15 protein-coding genes are annotated in these 14,744 nt (G+C 71.1%); 9 read left to right on the plus strand and 6 right to left on the minus strand.

What is annotated here, in order from left to right; translation table 11 throughout:
* Positions 1-219: 219 nt before the first annotated feature.
* Both ACZ6TD_RS20515 and ACZ6TD_RS20520 read left to right on the plus strand, forming a co-directional pair.
* Positions 220-1,404 carry a 4-hydroxybenzoate 3-monooxygenase gene (locus tag ACZ6TD_RS20515; RefSeq protein WP_471356028.1) on the plus strand — a complete coding sequence of 395 codons (1,185 nt, stop codon included), beginning with the start codon at positions 220-222 and terminating at the stop codon, positions 1,402-1,404.
* Positions 1,405-1,525: 121 nt separating this feature from the next.
* The gene (locus ACZ6TD_RS20520; protein ID WP_471356031.1) at positions 1,526-2,170 is read left to right on the plus strand and encodes a LysE family translocator; all 645 of its coding nucleotides are present in this window, start codon (positions 1,526-1,528) and stop codon (positions 2,168-2,170) included.
* A 73-nt stretch (positions 2,171-2,243) separates the two neighbouring features.
* Here the strand turns inward: ACZ6TD_RS20520 and ACZ6TD_RS20525 are convergent, their stop codons facing one another.
* The gene (locus ACZ6TD_RS20525; protein ID WP_471357914.1) at positions 2,244-2,672 is read right to left on the minus strand and encodes a cupin domain-containing protein; all 429 of its coding nucleotides are present in this window, start codon (positions 2,670-2,672) and stop codon (positions 2,244-2,246) included.
* A 456-nt stretch (positions 2,673-3,128) separates the two neighbouring features.
* Between ACZ6TD_RS20525 and ACZ6TD_RS20530 the strand changes: the two genes are divergently transcribed.
* The gene (locus tag ACZ6TD_RS20530) at positions 3,129-4,589 is read left to right on the plus strand and encodes an FG-GAP and VCBS repeat-containing protein (protein ID WP_471356034.1); all 1,461 of its coding nucleotides are present in this window, start codon (positions 3,129-3,131) and stop codon (positions 4,587-4,589) included.
* A 212-nt stretch (positions 4,590-4,801) separates the two neighbouring features.
* Here ACZ6TD_RS20530 and ACZ6TD_RS20535 read toward each other — a convergent pair whose 3' ends face one another.
* Positions 4,802-5,098 (minus strand): GYD domain-containing protein, encoded by a 297-nt coding sequence (locus ACZ6TD_RS20535; RefSeq protein WP_471356037.1) that lies wholly within the window; start codon positions 5,096-5,098, stop codon positions 4,802-4,804.
* 200 nt (positions 5,099-5,298) lie between these two features.
* Here ACZ6TD_RS20535 and ACZ6TD_RS20540 point away from each other — a divergent pair, with 200 nt between their 5' ends.
* The gene (locus tag ACZ6TD_RS20540) at positions 5,299-6,285 is read left to right on the plus strand and encodes an alpha/beta fold hydrolase (protein ID WP_471356039.1); all 987 of its coding nucleotides are present in this window, start codon (positions 5,299-5,301) and stop codon (positions 6,283-6,285) included.
* A 25-nt stretch (positions 6,286-6,310) separates the two neighbouring features.
* On the opposite strand, the gene ACZ6TD_RS20545 is transcribed toward ACZ6TD_RS20540, so the two are convergent.
* Complete coding sequence (locus ACZ6TD_RS20545) at positions 6,311-7,552, minus strand: hypothetical protein (protein ID WP_471356041.1); 1,242 nt, start codon at positions 7,550-7,552, stop codon at positions 6,311-6,313.
* Between the two features lie 140 nt (positions 7,553-7,692).
* Positions 7,693-9,309, minus strand: a complete 1,617-nt coding sequence (locus tag ACZ6TD_RS20550) for a serine/threonine-protein kinase (protein ID WP_471356043.1) — start codon at positions 9,307-9,309, stop codon at positions 7,693-7,695.
* A 188-nt stretch (positions 9,310-9,497) separates the two neighbouring features.
* On the opposite strand from ACZ6TD_RS20550, the gene ACZ6TD_RS20555 reads away from it, so the two are divergent.
* The 5 genes from ACZ6TD_RS20555 to ACZ6TD_RS20575 all read left to right on the plus strand — a co-directional run bounded on the left by ACZ6TD_RS20555 (position 9,498) and on the right by ACZ6TD_RS20575 (position 13,978).
* A complete protein-coding gene (locus tag ACZ6TD_RS20555) occupies positions 9,498-10,424 on the plus strand; it encodes a TetR/AcrR family transcriptional regulator (RefSeq protein ID WP_471356044.1) in 927 nt (308 codons plus the stop codon).
* Positions 10,425-10,491: 67 nt separating this feature from the next.
* Complete coding sequence (locus tag ACZ6TD_RS20560) at positions 10,492-11,385, plus strand: beta-keto acid cleavage family enzyme (RefSeq protein WP_471356046.1); 894 nt, start codon at positions 10,492-10,494, stop codon at positions 11,383-11,385.
* A gap of 52 nt (positions 11,386-11,437) precedes the next feature.
* Positions 11,438-12,454 carry a 3-hydroxyacyl-CoA dehydrogenase NAD-binding domain-containing protein gene (locus ACZ6TD_RS20565; protein WP_471356048.1) on the plus strand — a complete coding sequence of 339 codons (1,017 nt, stop codon included), beginning with the start codon at positions 11,438-11,440 and terminating at the stop codon, positions 12,452-12,454.
* Positions 12,451-12,924: a thioesterase family protein gene (locus tag ACZ6TD_RS20570; protein WP_471356051.1), complete on the plus strand. Its 474-nt coding sequence runs from the start codon at positions 12,451-12,453 to the stop codon at positions 12,922-12,924. Before ACZ6TD_RS20565 ends, ACZ6TD_RS20570 begins: the two co-directional genes overlap by 4 nt.
* 160 nt (positions 12,925-13,084) lie before the next feature.
* Positions 13,085-13,978, plus strand: coding sequence for a class I SAM-dependent methyltransferase (locus tag ACZ6TD_RS20575; RefSeq protein ID WP_471356053.1), 894 nt, complete (start codon positions 13,085-13,087; stop codon positions 13,976-13,978).
* Positions 13,979-13,988: 10 nt separating this feature from the next.
* Here the strand turns inward: ACZ6TD_RS20575 and ACZ6TD_RS20580 are convergent, their stop codons facing one another.
* Positions 13,989-14,411 carry an SRPBCC family protein gene (locus ACZ6TD_RS20580; RefSeq protein ID WP_471356056.1) on the minus strand — a complete coding sequence of 141 codons (423 nt, stop codon included), beginning with the start codon at positions 14,409-14,411 and terminating at the stop codon, positions 13,989-13,991.
* A complete protein-coding gene (locus ACZ6TD_RS20585; RefSeq protein WP_471356057.1) occupies positions 14,408-14,719 on the minus strand; it encodes an ArsR/SmtB family transcription factor in 312 nt (103 codons plus the stop codon). Before ACZ6TD_RS20585 ends, ACZ6TD_RS20580 begins: the two co-directional genes overlap by 4 nt.
* Positions 14,720-14,744: the final 25 nt, after the last annotated feature.

Here is a 14,744-nt window from a genome sequence, read left to right on the forward strand (position 1 = left end):
CCCCAGCGTTCGAAGGAAGCGCCCCCGCGGAGTTCGGGCAACACCAAGTTGGCGGCTTTCCGGCATTCGGTGTCCATTCATCAGTGGGCGGCGACCACGGTCGGGTCCACAGTGGTGATCGGCACGCCGCACCACCCGGGCGACACAGTCGTATCGACTCCGGTTCATGCTGCTCCGGCGTGTTCGACCACCACTTTCTTCAAGGAGGCTCGGAAACACATGTCCGAAACAGGCGAGGACACCGCCGTCGTCATCGTAGGGGCCGGGGTCGCCGGACTGACGCTCGGCAATTTCCTGTTGCGCAACGGCATCGGTTGCGTCGTTCTCGAAAAGCGCAGCCGCGAATACGTCGAGCGGCGGCAGCGGGCCGGGACCATCGACAGCCGCGGGGTGCGTATGTTCCGCGCGTGGGGGCTCGAAGAGGTCGTGGAGAGTTCCGGCGCCCCGGAAGAGGAGATAAGCTTCCGGATGGACGGAGAAGAGTTCGCGCACGACTTCTTCGAGGACGAAGACGGCGACATCAAGGATATGGTGTTCTGCCCTCAGCAGGTCCTCGTCCGGAACCTCACGGACGCTTTCCTGCGGGACGGCGGAGACCTTCGTTACGAGTCCGTCGGCATCTCCCTGGACGACATCGGCGGCGCGCGGCCGCGAGTCCGCTACCGGGACGCCGCCGGCGCGTCACGGGTCATCAACTGCGACTACATCGCCGGCTGCGACGGCTACCACGGGGTCAGCAGGGAATCCATCCCCGCCGACGCCCTTACTCGCTACTCCTACGACTATGGGTACGCCTGGCTGAGCGTCCTGGCCGACGTGACGCCGGATCCCGCGGCCATGGCGATCCATTCCCGCGGCCTGGCGGGAATCATCCCCCGTGGCACGACGGCCAGTCGTCTCTATCTCCAGTGCGCGCCCGACGACACCCTTGAGCAGTGGCCGGACGAGCGCGTCTGGAGCGAGCTGGAAGCTCGTTTCGGCACCCCCGTGGCGACCGGCCCGGTCATCCACAAGCAAATCCTGCCGCTCCGGAGTGTGGTGTACAGCCCCATGAGCCACGGCAGGCTGTACCTGCTCGGAGACGCGGCGCACATTGTCCCCCCGATGAGCGCGAAGGGAATCAACCTCGCCCTCCACGACGCCGAAGTGTTCGCCCGCGCCGTCATCGACCGGATCCAGAAGGACGATCCGGCCTTGCTCACCGGCTACTCGGAGACCTGTCTGCGCCATGTCTGGAACTACCAGGCATACGCGGCATGGATCACTGAGGTCATGCACAACGCCGGTGACGCTTCCTACGAAGGAGAGTTCCGCAAGCAGATCGCCCGAGCGGAACTGGAACGCCAATTCAACTCGCCCACGGCGAACCGCCTTTTCGGCGAACTCGCCGCCGGGGTGAATTAGGGCGATCTGCGTGCGGGGGCAGTGGCCGTCGAGATACCGGGACGCGGATGGGTCTGGAGCGGACGTTCCGGCTTCTGTTTGAATGCCTCCTGTACTGAGCCGGTCCAGGAGGGACGGACATATGGTGTCCACGGAGAGCGTTCTCGCGTTCGCGGCGATGTCGCTACTGGTGATCGTGATTCCGGGGCCGAGTGTGCTGTTCGTGGTCGGCCGGGCCCTCGCATACGGCCGTCGCACGGCCCTGGAGACGGTCCTCGGCAACGTCGTCGGCTCCTACCTGCTCGTGATCGCCGTGGCGTGGGGCCTCGGCGCGCTGGTGGCAAGCTCGGCGGCGGTGTTCACGGGCGTGAAGCTGGCAGGCGCGGCGTATCTGGTCTATCTGGGCGCGCAGGCGTTCCGGCGCCGCGGGGACATGCGCGTGACGGACATGGCGGCCCCGGCCCGTGCGCAGCGCGGTGATCTGCGGACGATCCTGGACGGCATTTTCGTCGGCGTCACGAACCCGAAGGGCATCGTCTTCTTCGCGGCGGTGCTACCGCAGTTCGTCAACCACTCGGCGGGCCACCTGCCCCTGCAGATGATGGTGCTGGGCCTGGTCCCGATCACCATCGGACTCATCACGGACACCCTCTGGGGCCTGGGTGCCTCCGCGGCCCGTTCCTGGTTCGCCCGCTCGGACCGGCGTCTGTCGATGGTCGGCGGGGCGGGCGGCCTCGCGATGATCGGCCTGGGCGTGACCGTGGCGGCGACGGGCCGCGCCGACTGAGGAGCTGGTGGGGACGGCAGTCGTCGAGGGCTCAGACGCCCGGGTTCACGTCCGGCTTCGGCGTCGGGGGAGATCACGCGCCCGGGCGGGGAGCCCGGAGGTGTTGGCGCCGGGCCAGTTCCTCGTCGTCGACCAGGGTGAGCATGGGCCGGCCCGGCGCGCACAACATGGTGACGACGAAGCGGCTCCAGGAGTCCGTCCGGTTGTTCCCGTCCTGGTAGTGGATGACGTCGCCGCCCGGCTCCCAGAACGTCTCCCCCGCCCTGATCACTCGCTCCGGCTCGCCTTCCAGCTCGAAGAGCATCTCGCCCTCCAGCACGTAGCCGAAAGCGGGGCCCGAGTGCCGGTGCGGGGGGAGGCCAGGGTCGCCGGGAGGGTAGTCGACGCGGATCGTCATCCCCTCCGCGCCCTCCGGCACGAACGGCGGTTTCGCCGACTGCAGCACGGTGATCGCCGAGCTCAGCGCCGCCAAGCGCGCTTGGCTCTCGGCGCTGCCTGCCATCGACTCCTTGCTCGACATGGCGAGACCTCCAGGGTGGGCCGGCTGGGGTGGGAGAGCCCTCGGCATGGTCGACGGGGCCCCTTTCGCCGGGCGCCGACGGCTCATGCGTCCAGATTGCGACGGTACGGGGCGGGGCGCACGCGGGCCGGGGGACATGGGGGTCCTCACGGTCAGTGACAGACCTTGGCGGACGCGGCCGGGGCATCTCGTTGGCGCGGGCGGCGGCGGCCGTCCGCCATGCGTCCGGCTTCTCCGCCTTTGACCTCAAGTCCCCTGTTCCGCAGCGGAGTTAGCCGCGCCCAGCGTTGATTACGGCCCTGTCTCGTTTTCCTTTGATTATGCAACCGTTCAGCTTCCGGACAGCTCTCCTTCCATGACCCTTCCGTTCCGGCCGCCGGGGGAGACAGATGGCGGTCGGGGCACAAGGGCGACCGATGCGTTACTCATGGAGGATTTGTGCGCAATAGAACCCGAGGTGTGGTGGGCGTGGCGGTGGGTGCCGTCGTGACCGCCGCCGTGGCCGCCGGGGCCGGCGCCGTGGTGTCGAACGGCGACGGGACCGACCAGAAGCAGCCCTCCCCCACGGCTGCCGCGGCAGGGAAGACCACACCAGGCGATATCGACGGCGACGGCTATGCCGACCTCGGCGTGGGCGCGCCCGACGGGACCGTTTCGGGGAAGTCCAAGTCGGGCTACGTGGGTGTGACCTATGGGGCGAAGGCCGGGGTCGACACCGGGCGGCACGGCACGTTGTCGCAGGCCAGCCCGGGGATTCCCGGGACCCCCGAGGCCGGGGACCACTTCGGCTCGGCCGTGGTGCGCGGCGATGTGGACGGGGACGGGTACGGCGACCTGATCATCGCCGCGAACTACGAGGCCATCGGCAGCGCCAAGCGGGCCGGTTCGGTCACGGTCGTCTTCGGCTCGAAGGACGGCCTCTCCAGCGACGCCATCGCCTTCCACGCGCCCAAGGCCACCGCCTACGCGCTGTTCGGCGACAGGATCGCCGTGGGCGACTACAACCACGACGGCCGCGACGACATCGCCATCTCCGACGGCACCGAGGTCCAGGTCGTGAACGGCGCGGCGAACCTGCGCGAGACGGCCACCCCGAAGATGACCAGCGTCACCCCGCCCGGCGGCGGAGCGGGCACAGAGCACCTGTCCTCCGGCGACATCAACGGGGACGGGTTCGCCGACCTGGTCACCGTCGCCTACCAGGACGACCCCGCCGACGAGGGCACGCTCGGCGTGCTGCCCGGCTCGTCCAGGGGGCTGAAGAGCACCTCGCTGGGCGAGGACGTGCCGCTGCCGTTCGCCTCGTACCGGGCCGTGGTGGGTGACATCAACGGCGACGGTAAGGACGACGTCGTCACGGACACCGGCTTCACGGACGGTCCGGACGACGCGCGCCTGCGGACGTACCCGGGCACCGCCGGGGGGCTCGGCACCCCGGTGAACTGGACGGGCAAGGCCCAGAACGGCATCGCCGCCCGGCTCACCGACATCAACGGTGACGGCCATGACGACCTCGTCGTCAGCGACACGGACGCCGAGGCCCCCGGGGGCTACAACGACGCCGGTGCCATCACGGTGCTCAAGGGCACCAAGGACTGGCTGACCGACGCGGGGGCGCAGACCTTCTCCCTCGACACCGAGGGCGTCCCCGGCGACATGACGGGCGGCGACTGGTTCGGCGACGCCATCTCGCCGGCCGACTACAACGGCGACGGCAAGCCCGACCTGGCCGTCGGGGTCCCGAACCGGACCGAGGGCGCGGGCGCGGTGGCCCTGCTGTACGCGGGCGCCGACGGGCTCACCGCCGAGGGCTCCGCCCTCATCGGGCCGGGCGATCTCGGCTCCCCGGCGAACGACGCCGCCTTCGGCAAGGAGCTGTCCGGCCCCGCTACGAAGTAGCACCAGGTCGTTGTCGGTTCGGTGGCCTGGCCCGGCTTTTCCGGGCCAGGCCATACGGCGGCCCCGGCACGGACACCCTGTCCGGGGGCCCGGGCAGGAACGTCGTCCACCAGGACTGACACCTCACCGCACCGCGGCACGGCGCTGGTCCAGGAGGGCTCCCCTCCTGGACCGGTCTTCGTCCGCGCACCGCTCCTGCTGTGCGCACCGCCTCAGCCGGCGACCTTGGCGACGATGCGGTCCATATCCTCCCGTCCGAAGGCCCGCAGGGTCGTGGTGCGGACATTGCCCAACGCGCTGAGCTGCAGCGACGCCGCGGTCGCGGTCTCGTCGTCCGGGGCCTCGACGATGCACACGAGGTCGTAAGGACCGTCCGTCCAGTAGGTGTCCACGAGCCGCGCCCCGAGCTTGGCCAGCGCCGCGGCGAAGTCCTCGGTGCGCTGCGTGGTGTCCTTGTAGGCGCGCACTCCCTGCTCGGTCCAGTTCAGCAGCGTGATGTAGGTCGCCACGGCCCTCACCTCCACGAGAAGACTCACCGTGGGATCAATTCTGGAAGTAACGTCGTGAACCCGCACATCTGGCGCGTCGGCGAGCGGCCGGAGTGAATTTGCCGAACTGGCAACAGGTGTGGTCCGAGCCACGGACGGCACGGCAACCTCGGACCCATCGGCCGCCGCAGAGAACGCCGAGCGCGACCCGGGAGGGAACCATGCCGCAGACGCCGCCCACCACCGACCTCACCCACCGTCTGGTGCCCTCACCCGCCGGGCGGATCCACCTGGTGGAGCAGGGCACCGGGCCGCTGGTGCTGCTCGTCCACGGCTTTCCGGAGTCCTGGTACTCATGGCGCCACCAGTTGCCCGCGCTGGCCGCGGCCGGGTACCGGGTGGCCGCCGTCGATGTCCGTGGGTACGGCCGCTCGTCCCGGCCCGGGGCGGTGGACGCGTACCGGATGCGGGAGCTGGTGGCGGACAACGTCGCCGTGGTGGAGGCGCTCGGCGAGGAGTCCGCCGTGGTGATCGGGCACGACTGGGGCTCGCCCATCGCCGCCAATTCCGCCCTGTCGCACCCGGATGTGTTCCGGGCGGTCGGGCTGCTGAGCGTGCCGTACACCCCGCGCGGCGGCCCCCGGCCCTCCGAGATCTTCACCGGGATGGGCGGGGACGAGGAGTTCTACGTCTCCTACTTCCAGGAGCCGGGCCGGGCCGAGGCGGAGATCGAGCCGGAGGTGCGCGGCTGGCTCGCGGGGATCTACGCCGCGCTGTCCGGCGACACCATGCCCGGGCCCGGTCTGCCCGACCCGCACTTCATCACGCGCGGCGGGACGATGCGCGAGCGGTTCCCCGCCGGGCGGCTGCCCGCCTGGCTGAGCGAGGGGGATCTGGATGTCTACGCCGGTGAGTTCGAGCGGACCGGGCTGAGCGGAGGGCTGAACCGCTACCGCAACATGGACCGGGACTGGGAGGACCTGGCCGAGTACGACGGCGCGCCCATCACCCAGCCGTCGCTGTTCGTCGGCGGCGCCCTGGACGCCTCGACCGCCTGGATGGGCGACGCGATCAAGGCGTACCCGAGCACGCTGCCCGGGCTCGTCGGCTCGCACGTCCTCGAGGACTGCGGCCACTGGATCCAGCAGGAGCGCCCGGAAGAGGTCAATCGGCTGCTGGTCGACTGGCTGAACGCGCTTCCCGCGTGACGCACAGGGGAGACCCGGAGGGAGATCAGTTCCGCGCCGGGCGGTGGTCCTGGGGCCGCTGGAGGGCGCGGAAGTCGTCGAAGAAGCCGTAGTTGTGGGCCGGTGAGCCGTCATCGGCCCGCTCCACGGTGCGGTTGGCGTAGAGGCTGTTCAGCAGCCAGGGGTGCTTGTCCGGGCCGAAGTCCCGGGTCATGGCGGCGCCTTGGGTGACTCCGTACGTGGCCACGGCGAGGCGTCCGGTGTCGCGGAAGCGGCGCACCTGGTCCCGCAGGAAGTGCTTGTTGTTCTCGAACCAGGGGCTCATGGCGAGGAAGTCGCGCCACTTCTCCTCGGGGAACGGGTGCTCGATGGCTTCCCTGATCACCTTCCATACCGGGGTGTCCGCCGGAAGGCGGTAGCGGCGGGCGAAGCGCGCGGGGATCGTGTCGTTCAGGTGCAGCTTCCAGAGCTGGACCAGGGAGAACTCGGTGACCAGGAACTTCTGGCCGTCGCGGAGGCGGGGCAGGATGTAGTCGAGGTAGGGCTGTACCTTCTCCGGCGCGGACACATGGGGGTGGATGTCCACGCCCTCGATCTCCGGGGTCCGGCGGGTGAAGGACAGCCAGCGGTCGGTGGCCGGCGTCCGCTTGTCCGGCTTGTCGAGGTAGTTGAGCGCCCCCATGTGGAGGCGGGTCCGGCAGCGCGAGCCGAAGTGCTTCTTCCGGTACGCGATGATGTGCTCGGCGACCGTCTCGTAGAACGCGTTCAGCGCGCCCGAGCGGCGGTCCTGGGCAAGGCTCTCGATGAACGGCTCGTTGCCGATGGCCAGGACGTCGACGGTGTCGAGGACGGTGTGCAGGACCTTGTCGACCCGGGCGAGCTCCACGTCCATGGCCGAACTGCCCGGTCGGGGTATCGGCTTGTGGTTGTACGGGAACTTCAGCGAGAGCACCGTGCCGTGGCCGAGGCGATGGGCGTCCAGGAGCTTGGCGATGGCGCGCTGGTGGGAGGCGTCGTCCGTGACCTCGGGCATCGGAACGAAACCCCGGAGCCAGCTCGCGGAGAGCTCACGCAGTTCGCCGAAGGTCACGCTGTCGGGGTCCTCGTTGAAGTTCGCTCCCAGCGCGCCGTCCGGCCCGTCGGCGGGGGTCTTTGCCTCGGGGTCGTGACTGGCCTCGTCGGCGGGCCGCCGTTCGCCCTGTGTGCACCCCGCGGCGATGAGAGCTCCGCCCGTCAGGGCCAGAACACGTCGCCGTGCGAGCGACTTCTTCCTCTTCTCCGTATCCAAGTGACGCTCCCTGTCCGTGCTGGTGTCCAGGCCGTTGCTGTCCGGACCGCCCGGGAGGATGCGTCGGCGGAGCCTGCCCGTTGCCCGCGGTGTCCAGGTTTTTCGCGGAACCGCGTGCTGGGGCGCGCCGCGCCGCCCGGTCAGTGAGTGATCCGCACGGTGACGGTGAGGGCTCCCTTGTTGTCGTCGAGGCACCCCTCGCCGTCGTTGACGCGGAGCTGCAGGGTGCCCGGACGGGTGGCCTGGAAGTGCCAGGCGCGGCGTACGGCGTGGGGGTTGCCGGGGTTTCCGGGGTAGCGGCCCAGGAGGGTGCCGAAGGGGACGGCGGAGTTCACCTTGCAGTTCTGCCAGGCGAAACGGAGGGATTCGTCGTCGGCGGCAGTGTGGCCGACCGGGCCGACGAAGGGCAGGTTGGCGGAGTCCACGGTCCAGGTGCCGCTGGTGTAGCGGACCGACACCTTGTCGCCCTTCTGGACCGGGGTGCTCGTCGCGGACTGCCAGCCGCGGGCCGCGTCCACGGTCACCTTGCTGGTGGTGGTGGCGGGAGGCCGCGCCGCGTCGCCGTCGCCAGCGCCGTCGCCGTCGGACGGGGGCCCAAAGGTGAAGAAGAGGGCGGTGGCGAGGGCGGCCACCGCGAGTGCCGCGCCCGCCGTCCACCACCAGGTCCGGGCCCGGCCCCGGCCGCGCGGTCGAGGGGGTGGCGACCCGGCCGCCTGGTCGATGACGGTCGGTTCCCGGTCCAGGGTGGGGTTCCCGGCGAGGGTGGGCGATCCGGTGAGGGTGTGGGGTGCTGTCGGATCGGGGGTCGCGGTCACCGTGGGCGTCGCGGTCAGCGTCGCGGGGTCCGCCACGTTCGTGGAGGTGGCCGCCGCGTCCGTGGGGGTTCCCGGGAAGTCGCCCGGGGCTCCCGCCGGGGGCAGTGGGCCCGGGTCCTCCGCGCCGTCCGCCACGCGCCGCAGCGCGGCCCCGACCGTGGCGGCGGACGGCCGCTCGCCCGGGGACTTGTTCAGCAGGGCCTCGACGACGGGCCGCAGGGGGCCGACCCGTTCCGGGATGACCGGATCCGCGAAGGTGACCGCGTGCAGCGCGGCGGCCCCGGTGGGGCGCTGGAAGGGCGGTACGCCGGAGGCGACCGCGGACAGGGTCGCGCCCAGCGACCACAGGTCCGACGGCGGGCCCACCTCCTCCGCGGTCAGCCGCTCGGGCGCCATGTAGCCGATGGAGCCGAGGAGTTCACCGGTGGTGGTGAGCGACTCGTCGTCTTCCAGGGCGGCGATGCCGAAGTCGGTGAGGACGGCGCCGCCGTCCCGGCGCAGCAGGACGTTGGCGGGCTTGACGTCGCGGTGCAGCGCCCCGGCGGCGTGCACGGCCTCCAGCGCGCCGAGCAGCTGCAGCCCGAGGGCGGCGGTGTGGCGGGGCGTGAGGGGGCCGTCGTCCGCGATCCGGCGGGCCAGGGAGGGGCCGTCGATCAGCTCCATCACGATCCACAGCCGGTCGTCGTGTTCGACCAGGTCATGGACGCCCACCACATGCGGGTGGTGCACCCGGGCGACGGTACGTGCCTCTCGCAGCGCCCGGCGCAGCCGTCGGTGGTACTCGTGGTCGTCGCTCGCGACGTTCAGCTCCTTGGCAGCGACCTCGCGCGCCAGCATCTGGTCGTACGCGCGCCAGACCGTGCCCATACCGCCTCGTCCCAGCCGATTGCCCAGCTGGTAGCGGCCGCCGATAAGCCGTACGCCGTCCCCACCCGATGTCACCCGATCTCTCCTGTTCTCACGCCCGGTGAGCATAGTCGGAAGTGTTCGAACATCATCGAGCGCAACTGATGCGTCAGTCAGTCCGCATCGCAATCTCGGGGTGAGATTCCCATAAATTCCGGGAGGAAGTGGGCACTCCGCTGTCATATTCATTGCGCTTATCTCAACGCGTCCGTACGGTGTCGGCCATGCGGCAACAGTTCGACGTGGCGGAGCGCGTACGTCAGGTGATCGGCGAGGCCGGTTGTACCCAGCGCGAATTCGCCCGGCGGGTCGTGATGGACCCGTCCAAGCTCTCGCGTTCGCTCAGCGGGAGCCGGCGCTTCACCGTGGCCGAGCTGGCGCGGATCGCCGACGCCGGGAACGTGGACGCCGGATGGCTGCTCGGCACCACGACGGCCGACGGAGCGGACGGCGGAGCCGATGGAGCGGCCGGCGGGGCGGCCGGGGCGCCGCGGCCGCCCGCGCCCGCCGCGCCCCCCGGCAGCGGGCGGCCGCTGCAGATCGTGCGGGAGACGGTGCGGCTCATCGCCGAGCGCGGCTTCCACGCCGTACGCGTCGCCGACATCGCCGCCGCCTGCGACACCAGCACCGCCACCATCCACTACCACTTCCCGGGCCGCGCCGAGCTGCTCGAGGCCGCCGTGCGCTGGTGCATGGACGAGGACACCGCGCGCCGCGCCGCCCGGATCGCCGAGGCCGACGACGCGCGCGAGGAGCTGCGGCAGCTCATCGCGCTCCAGACCCCGCACACCGAGCGGCAGCGGCAGCAGTGGCTGGTGTGGATGGACCTGTGGGCCGAGGCCGCGCGGTCCACGGCCATCGGGCGGCTGCACGCCGACTTCTACCGGCAGTGGCGGCAGACCGTGGCCGAGGTGATCCGGCGCGGTATCGAGCAGGGGGTCTTCCGCGCCGTCGACCCGGAGTTCAGCGCGCTGCGCCTGACCGCGCTGATCGACGGACTCGCCATTCAGGTGCTGGCCACCGGGCCCGGTGCGGGCGGTACGAGCGCCGAGGCCATGGACATCGCCTGCAACGCGTACGTGGACACCGAATTGACCGCACGGCGGTCCGGCGCCGATGCGGCCGGGCCGACCGACCGGCCCGGACCGTAGCCGAAGCACCACAAGAGTGCGGTGCACCACAAGAGTGCGTTGCACCGAAAGAGAGGGAGAGAAGCCCATGCCCATGAACGACAGCGTCATCATCACCTGTGCCCTGACCGGCGCCGGTGACACCGTGGGCCGCAGCCCCCATGTCCCCGTCACCCCCGAGCAGATAGCCCGCTCCGCCGTCGAGGCCGCGGAGGCCGGGGCGGCCGTGGTCCACATCCACGTACGCGACCCCGAGACCGGCGCCCCCGCCCGCGATCCGCGGCTCTACCGCGAGGTCGTGGAACGGGTCAAGGAGACCGGCACCGACGTCGTCATCAACCTCACCGCGGGCATGGGCGGCGACCTGGTCATCGACCCCGAGGACCCGCTCACCCACCTCCCCGGCACCGACCTGGTCAGCGGCCTGGACCGGCTCCCCCACATCGAGGACCTGCTCCCCGACATCTGCACCCTGGACTGCGGCTCGCTCAACTTCGGCGACGGCAGCAACCTCTACGTCTCCACCCCCGACATGCTGCGCACCGGCGCCAAGCGCATCCAGGAGCTGGGCGTACGCCCCGAGCTGGAGATCTTCGACACCGGGCAGCTGTGGTTCGCCAAGCAGCTGCTGGACGAGGGGCTGCTGGACGACCCGACCGTCTTCCAGCTCTGCATGGGCATCCCGTGGGGCGCCCCGGCCGATCCGGGCGTGCTCCAGGCGATGGTCAACATGCTGCCCGAGGGCGCCCAGTGGGCCAGCTTCGCGCTGGGCCGGACGCAGATGCCGTGGGTGGCGCAGTCCATCCTGCTCGGCGGGAACGTCCGGGTCGGGCTGGAGGACAACCTCTACCTCAGCCGGGGCGTCAAGGCCACCAACGGCCAGCTCGTCGAGCGCGCGGTCCAGATCACGGAGCTGCTGGGCGCGAAGGTCGCCACACCGGACGAGGCACGGCAGCGGCTGGGCCTCAAGCCCCGCGCCTGATCCCCCCACCGGTTCCCCCTCTCTCCTCCCCCCTCACACCCTTAGGACCGCCATGCCCTCATCCCCCTGCGCCCCCGAAGAGGTACGCCGCGTCGCCTGTGTCGGCGCCGGAGTCATCGGCGGCGGCTGGGTCGCCCACTTCCTGGCGCGCGGCTACGACGTCACCGCCTGGGACCCGGCCCCCGACGCCGAGGAGAAGCTGCGCCGCCTCGTGGCAGCCGCCTGGCCCGCCCTGGAGCAGATCGGCCTCGCCGACGGCGCCTCCCCCGACCGGCTGACCGTCACCGCGACCGCCGAGGAGGCCGTGGCCGACGCGCGGTTCGTCCAGGAGAGCGCCCCCGAGAAGCTGGAGCTCAAGCGGTCGCTGCTGGCCCGGCTCGACGCGGCGGCCCCGCCCGGTGTCGTCATCGCGTCCTCCACCTCCGGCTATCCGATGACCGATATGCAGACCGAGGCCGCCGACCCCGGCCGCCTCGTCGTCGGCCACCCCTTCAACCCGCCCTATCTCATTCCGCTGGTCGAGGTCGTCGGCGGGAAGCAGACGGACGCCGCGGCGGTCGAGTGGGCCTCGCGCTTCTACACGGTGGCGGGCAAGTCCGTGATCACCATGGAGCGCGAGCTGCCCGGCTTCATCGCCAACCGGCTCCAGGAGGCGCTGTGGCGGGAGGCGCTGCACATGGTGGCCAACGGTGAGGCCACGGTGAAGGAGATCGACGACTCCATCACCGAGGGGCCCGGGCTGCGGTGGGCGTTCATGGGTCCCTGCCTCACGTTCGCCCTGGCGGGCGGCGACGGAGGCATGGGACATATGCTCGACCACTTCGGACCCTCGTTGAAGTCTCCGTGGACCCGTCTCGAGGCGCCTGAGCTGGACGACACGCTGCGTGCGGCCATGGTCGACGGCTGTGACGAGGCGGCGGGCAGCCGTACCATCGCGCAGCTCGTCGCGGAGCGGGACCAGGGCGTCATCGACGTCCTGCGGGCGACTGGCCGACTGCCGCGGCAGCGCACCGAGGGGACGGACGGCATCGCACATACCCCCACCAGCACCATGGGAGACGAGAAGTGAGCACCACGCTCCCCGACTACCGGCAGACCGTACGTCCCGAGTGGATCGACTACAACGGCCATATGAGCGAGGCGTTCTACGTCCTCGTCTTCGGCCACAGCACCGACGAGATGATGGTGGAGACCGGGCTCGACTCCGCCTACCGCGCCAAGACCGGCTGCTCCCTCTACACCGTGGAGTCGCACATCCGGTATCTGAACGAGGTCGAGGAGGGCGCCGAACTCACCATCCGTACGCGCGTCATCGGCGTGGACGAGAAGAAGGTCCGGTTCACCCACGAGATGCACGTGGGCGAGCCGGACGGCGCCCCCGTGGCCACGACCGAGCTGCTCGCGCTCCACATCGACCAGAAGGAGAGCCGCTCGGCCCCGTTCCCCGATGAGGTGCGGGAGCGGCTGACGGATCTGGTCGAGAAGGCCCCCGAGTGGGCGGGCCGGGCGATCGGCCCGGTTCCGGCCGAGGCGGGTTGAAGGACCACCCCGCCGCCTGAACGCCCCGGCCCCGGATTCGTCCGGGGGCCGGGGCGTTCGCCGTTCCGGATGAGGGATCGGGTGAGGTTGAATGGCGGTGGAGGCGATGGAAGCGGTGGGGGAAACGCCGAGGGACGCGCGTGCGAGGAGTGACGACGCCATGGCGGACGCCGGACCGGACGGGAACGGGAACAGGGACGGGGACGGGGACGGCACGAGGGACGGCAAGGGCGGTCGGCGCGTCGAGCTGAGCGGGGTGCCCGAGACCCTGCTGTGGAACCTCTACATGCGGGCCGCCGAGGCCCGGCGGGCGCGGCCCGTGCTGGACGACCCCAAGGCCGTGGAGCTGGTCGACCGCGTCGACTACCCCTTCGAGGAGACCTTCGGGGCGCCAAGACCGCTGCTGGCTCAGGGCCACGCGCTGCGGGTCCGCACCTTCGACACCGCCGTACGGGCCTTCCTCGACGAGCATCCGGACGGCACGGTCGTCACGCTCGCCGAGGGTCTGGAGACGCAGTTCTGGCGGGTGGACAACGGGCGGGCGCGCTGGCTGTGCGTGGAGCTGCCGGAGACCGCCGAGGTGCGGCGGGCGCTGCTGCCGGACGAGGAGCGGCGGCGCACCCTCGCCCGCTCGGCGCTCGACCTGTCCTGGCGGGACGAGGTCGATCCGGCGCGCGGGGTGCTGATCACCGCGCAGGGGCTGCTGATGTATCTGCGGCCGACCGAGGTGAAGGACCTGATCGCGGGGTGCGCCGAGCGGTTCCGGGGCGGGGCGCTGGTCTTCGACGCGGTGCCGCGGTGGTTCAGCGCCCGCACGATGCGCGGCGAGATGCGCACCGCGCGGGGCTACAGCCCGCCGCCCATGCCGTGGGGCATGGACGCGGGTGAGCTGCCGAAGGTGCGGACGGCCCATCCGGCGATCACGGACGTGCGCGAGGTGCCGCCGCCGCGCGGGCGGGGGTTCTACTACGGGGCGCTGGCGCCGCTGATGCGGTGGCTGCCCGCGGTTCGGAATCTGCGGCCGACGATGACGGCGATAGCGCGCTTCTCGTGACGCCCGGCGCTCATTCCGCGGGGCCCGCCGGTTCGGCGAGGACCGTGGCGAGGCGGCGCAGGACCGAGGGCCAGCCGCGGCCCATGCCGTCGAGCGCCTTCCTGCCCAGCGGGGAGTCGAGGTCGAACCCGGCGTGCTCGAGGAGGAGCCGGGTGCCGGCGCCCTCCGGTTCGAGGCGCCAGGTGATGGTGGTGTCGAGCGTGGTCTCGGCGAACCGGTAGCTCAGCAGCCGCTCCGGCTCGACGGCGATCACCTCGCAGGGCTGCTCCCCCCAGGACCCCATGTCGAGCGTGAAGCGGTGGCCGACCTCCGCCCGCACATCGCCCGCGGCCCACCACCGCGCGTGCAGCCGCGGATCGGTGAGGGCCTGCCACACGACGGCCGGAGGGTGGGGCAGGAACTGGTCGCAGTGGATGGCATCGGGCTCGGTCATGGGTTCTCCTCGTCGAGGACGTCGCGCAGCGCGTGGAGCCGGGCGCGCCAGTAGTGCTCGAAGGGGTGCAGCCACTGCCGCACCTCGGCGAGCGGATCCGGCTCCAGGTGGTAATACCGCTGCCGCCCCCGCGGCTCCTCCCGTACGAGCCGGGCCTGCCGGAGCACCTGGAGGTGTTCCGAGATCGCCGGTCTGCTCAGCTCGAACTCGCCCGCGAGGTCGTTGACGGCGCGGGGGCCGTCCCGGAGGCAGTCGAGCAGCTTGCGGCGCACGGGGTTGGCGAGCGCGCTGAAGACGTCTGTGGGCACGGCTCGGAGATTACGTCGGAGATCT

It is taken from the genome of Streptomyces yongxingensis, assembly GCF_055597465.1.

Excerpts from the sequence above, each read along its gene's own strand:
- ACZ6TD_RS20575 (WP_471356053.1), top strand. The coding sequence starts at position 13,085 with ATGGCGGACGCCGGACCGGACGGGAACGGGAACAGGGACGGGGACGGG.
- ACZ6TD_RS20555 (WP_471356044.1), top strand. The coding sequence starts at position 9,498 with ATGCGGCAACAGTTCGACGTGGCGGAGCGCGTACGTCAGGTGATCGGC.
- ACZ6TD_RS20560 (WP_471356046.1), top strand. The coding sequence starts at position 10,492 with ATGCCCATGAACGACAGCGTCATCATCACCTGTGCCCTGACCGGCGCC.
- ACZ6TD_RS20520 (WP_471356031.1), top strand. The coding sequence starts at position 1,526 with ATGGTGTCCACGGAGAGCGTTCTCGCGTTCGCGGCGATGTCGCTACTG.
- ACZ6TD_RS20540 (WP_471356039.1), top strand. The coding sequence starts at position 5,299 with ATGCCGCAGACGCCGCCCACCACCGACCTCACCCACCGTCTGGTGCCC.
- ACZ6TD_RS20565 (WP_471356048.1), top strand. The coding sequence starts at position 11,438 with ATGCCCTCATCCCCCTGCGCCCCCGAAGAGGTACGCCGCGTCGCCTGT.
- ACZ6TD_RS20515 (WP_471356028.1), top strand. The coding sequence starts at position 220 with ATGTCCGAAACAGGCGAGGACACCGCCGTCGTCATCGTAGGGGCCGGG.
- ACZ6TD_RS20580 (WP_471356056.1), bottom strand. The coding sequence starts at position 14,411 with ATGACCGAGCCCGATGCCATCCACTGCGACCAGTTCCTGCCCCACCCT.
- ACZ6TD_RS20525 (WP_471357914.1), bottom strand. The coding sequence starts at position 2,672 with ATGGCAGGCAGCGCCGAGAGCCAAGCGCGCTTGGCGGCGCTGAGCTCG.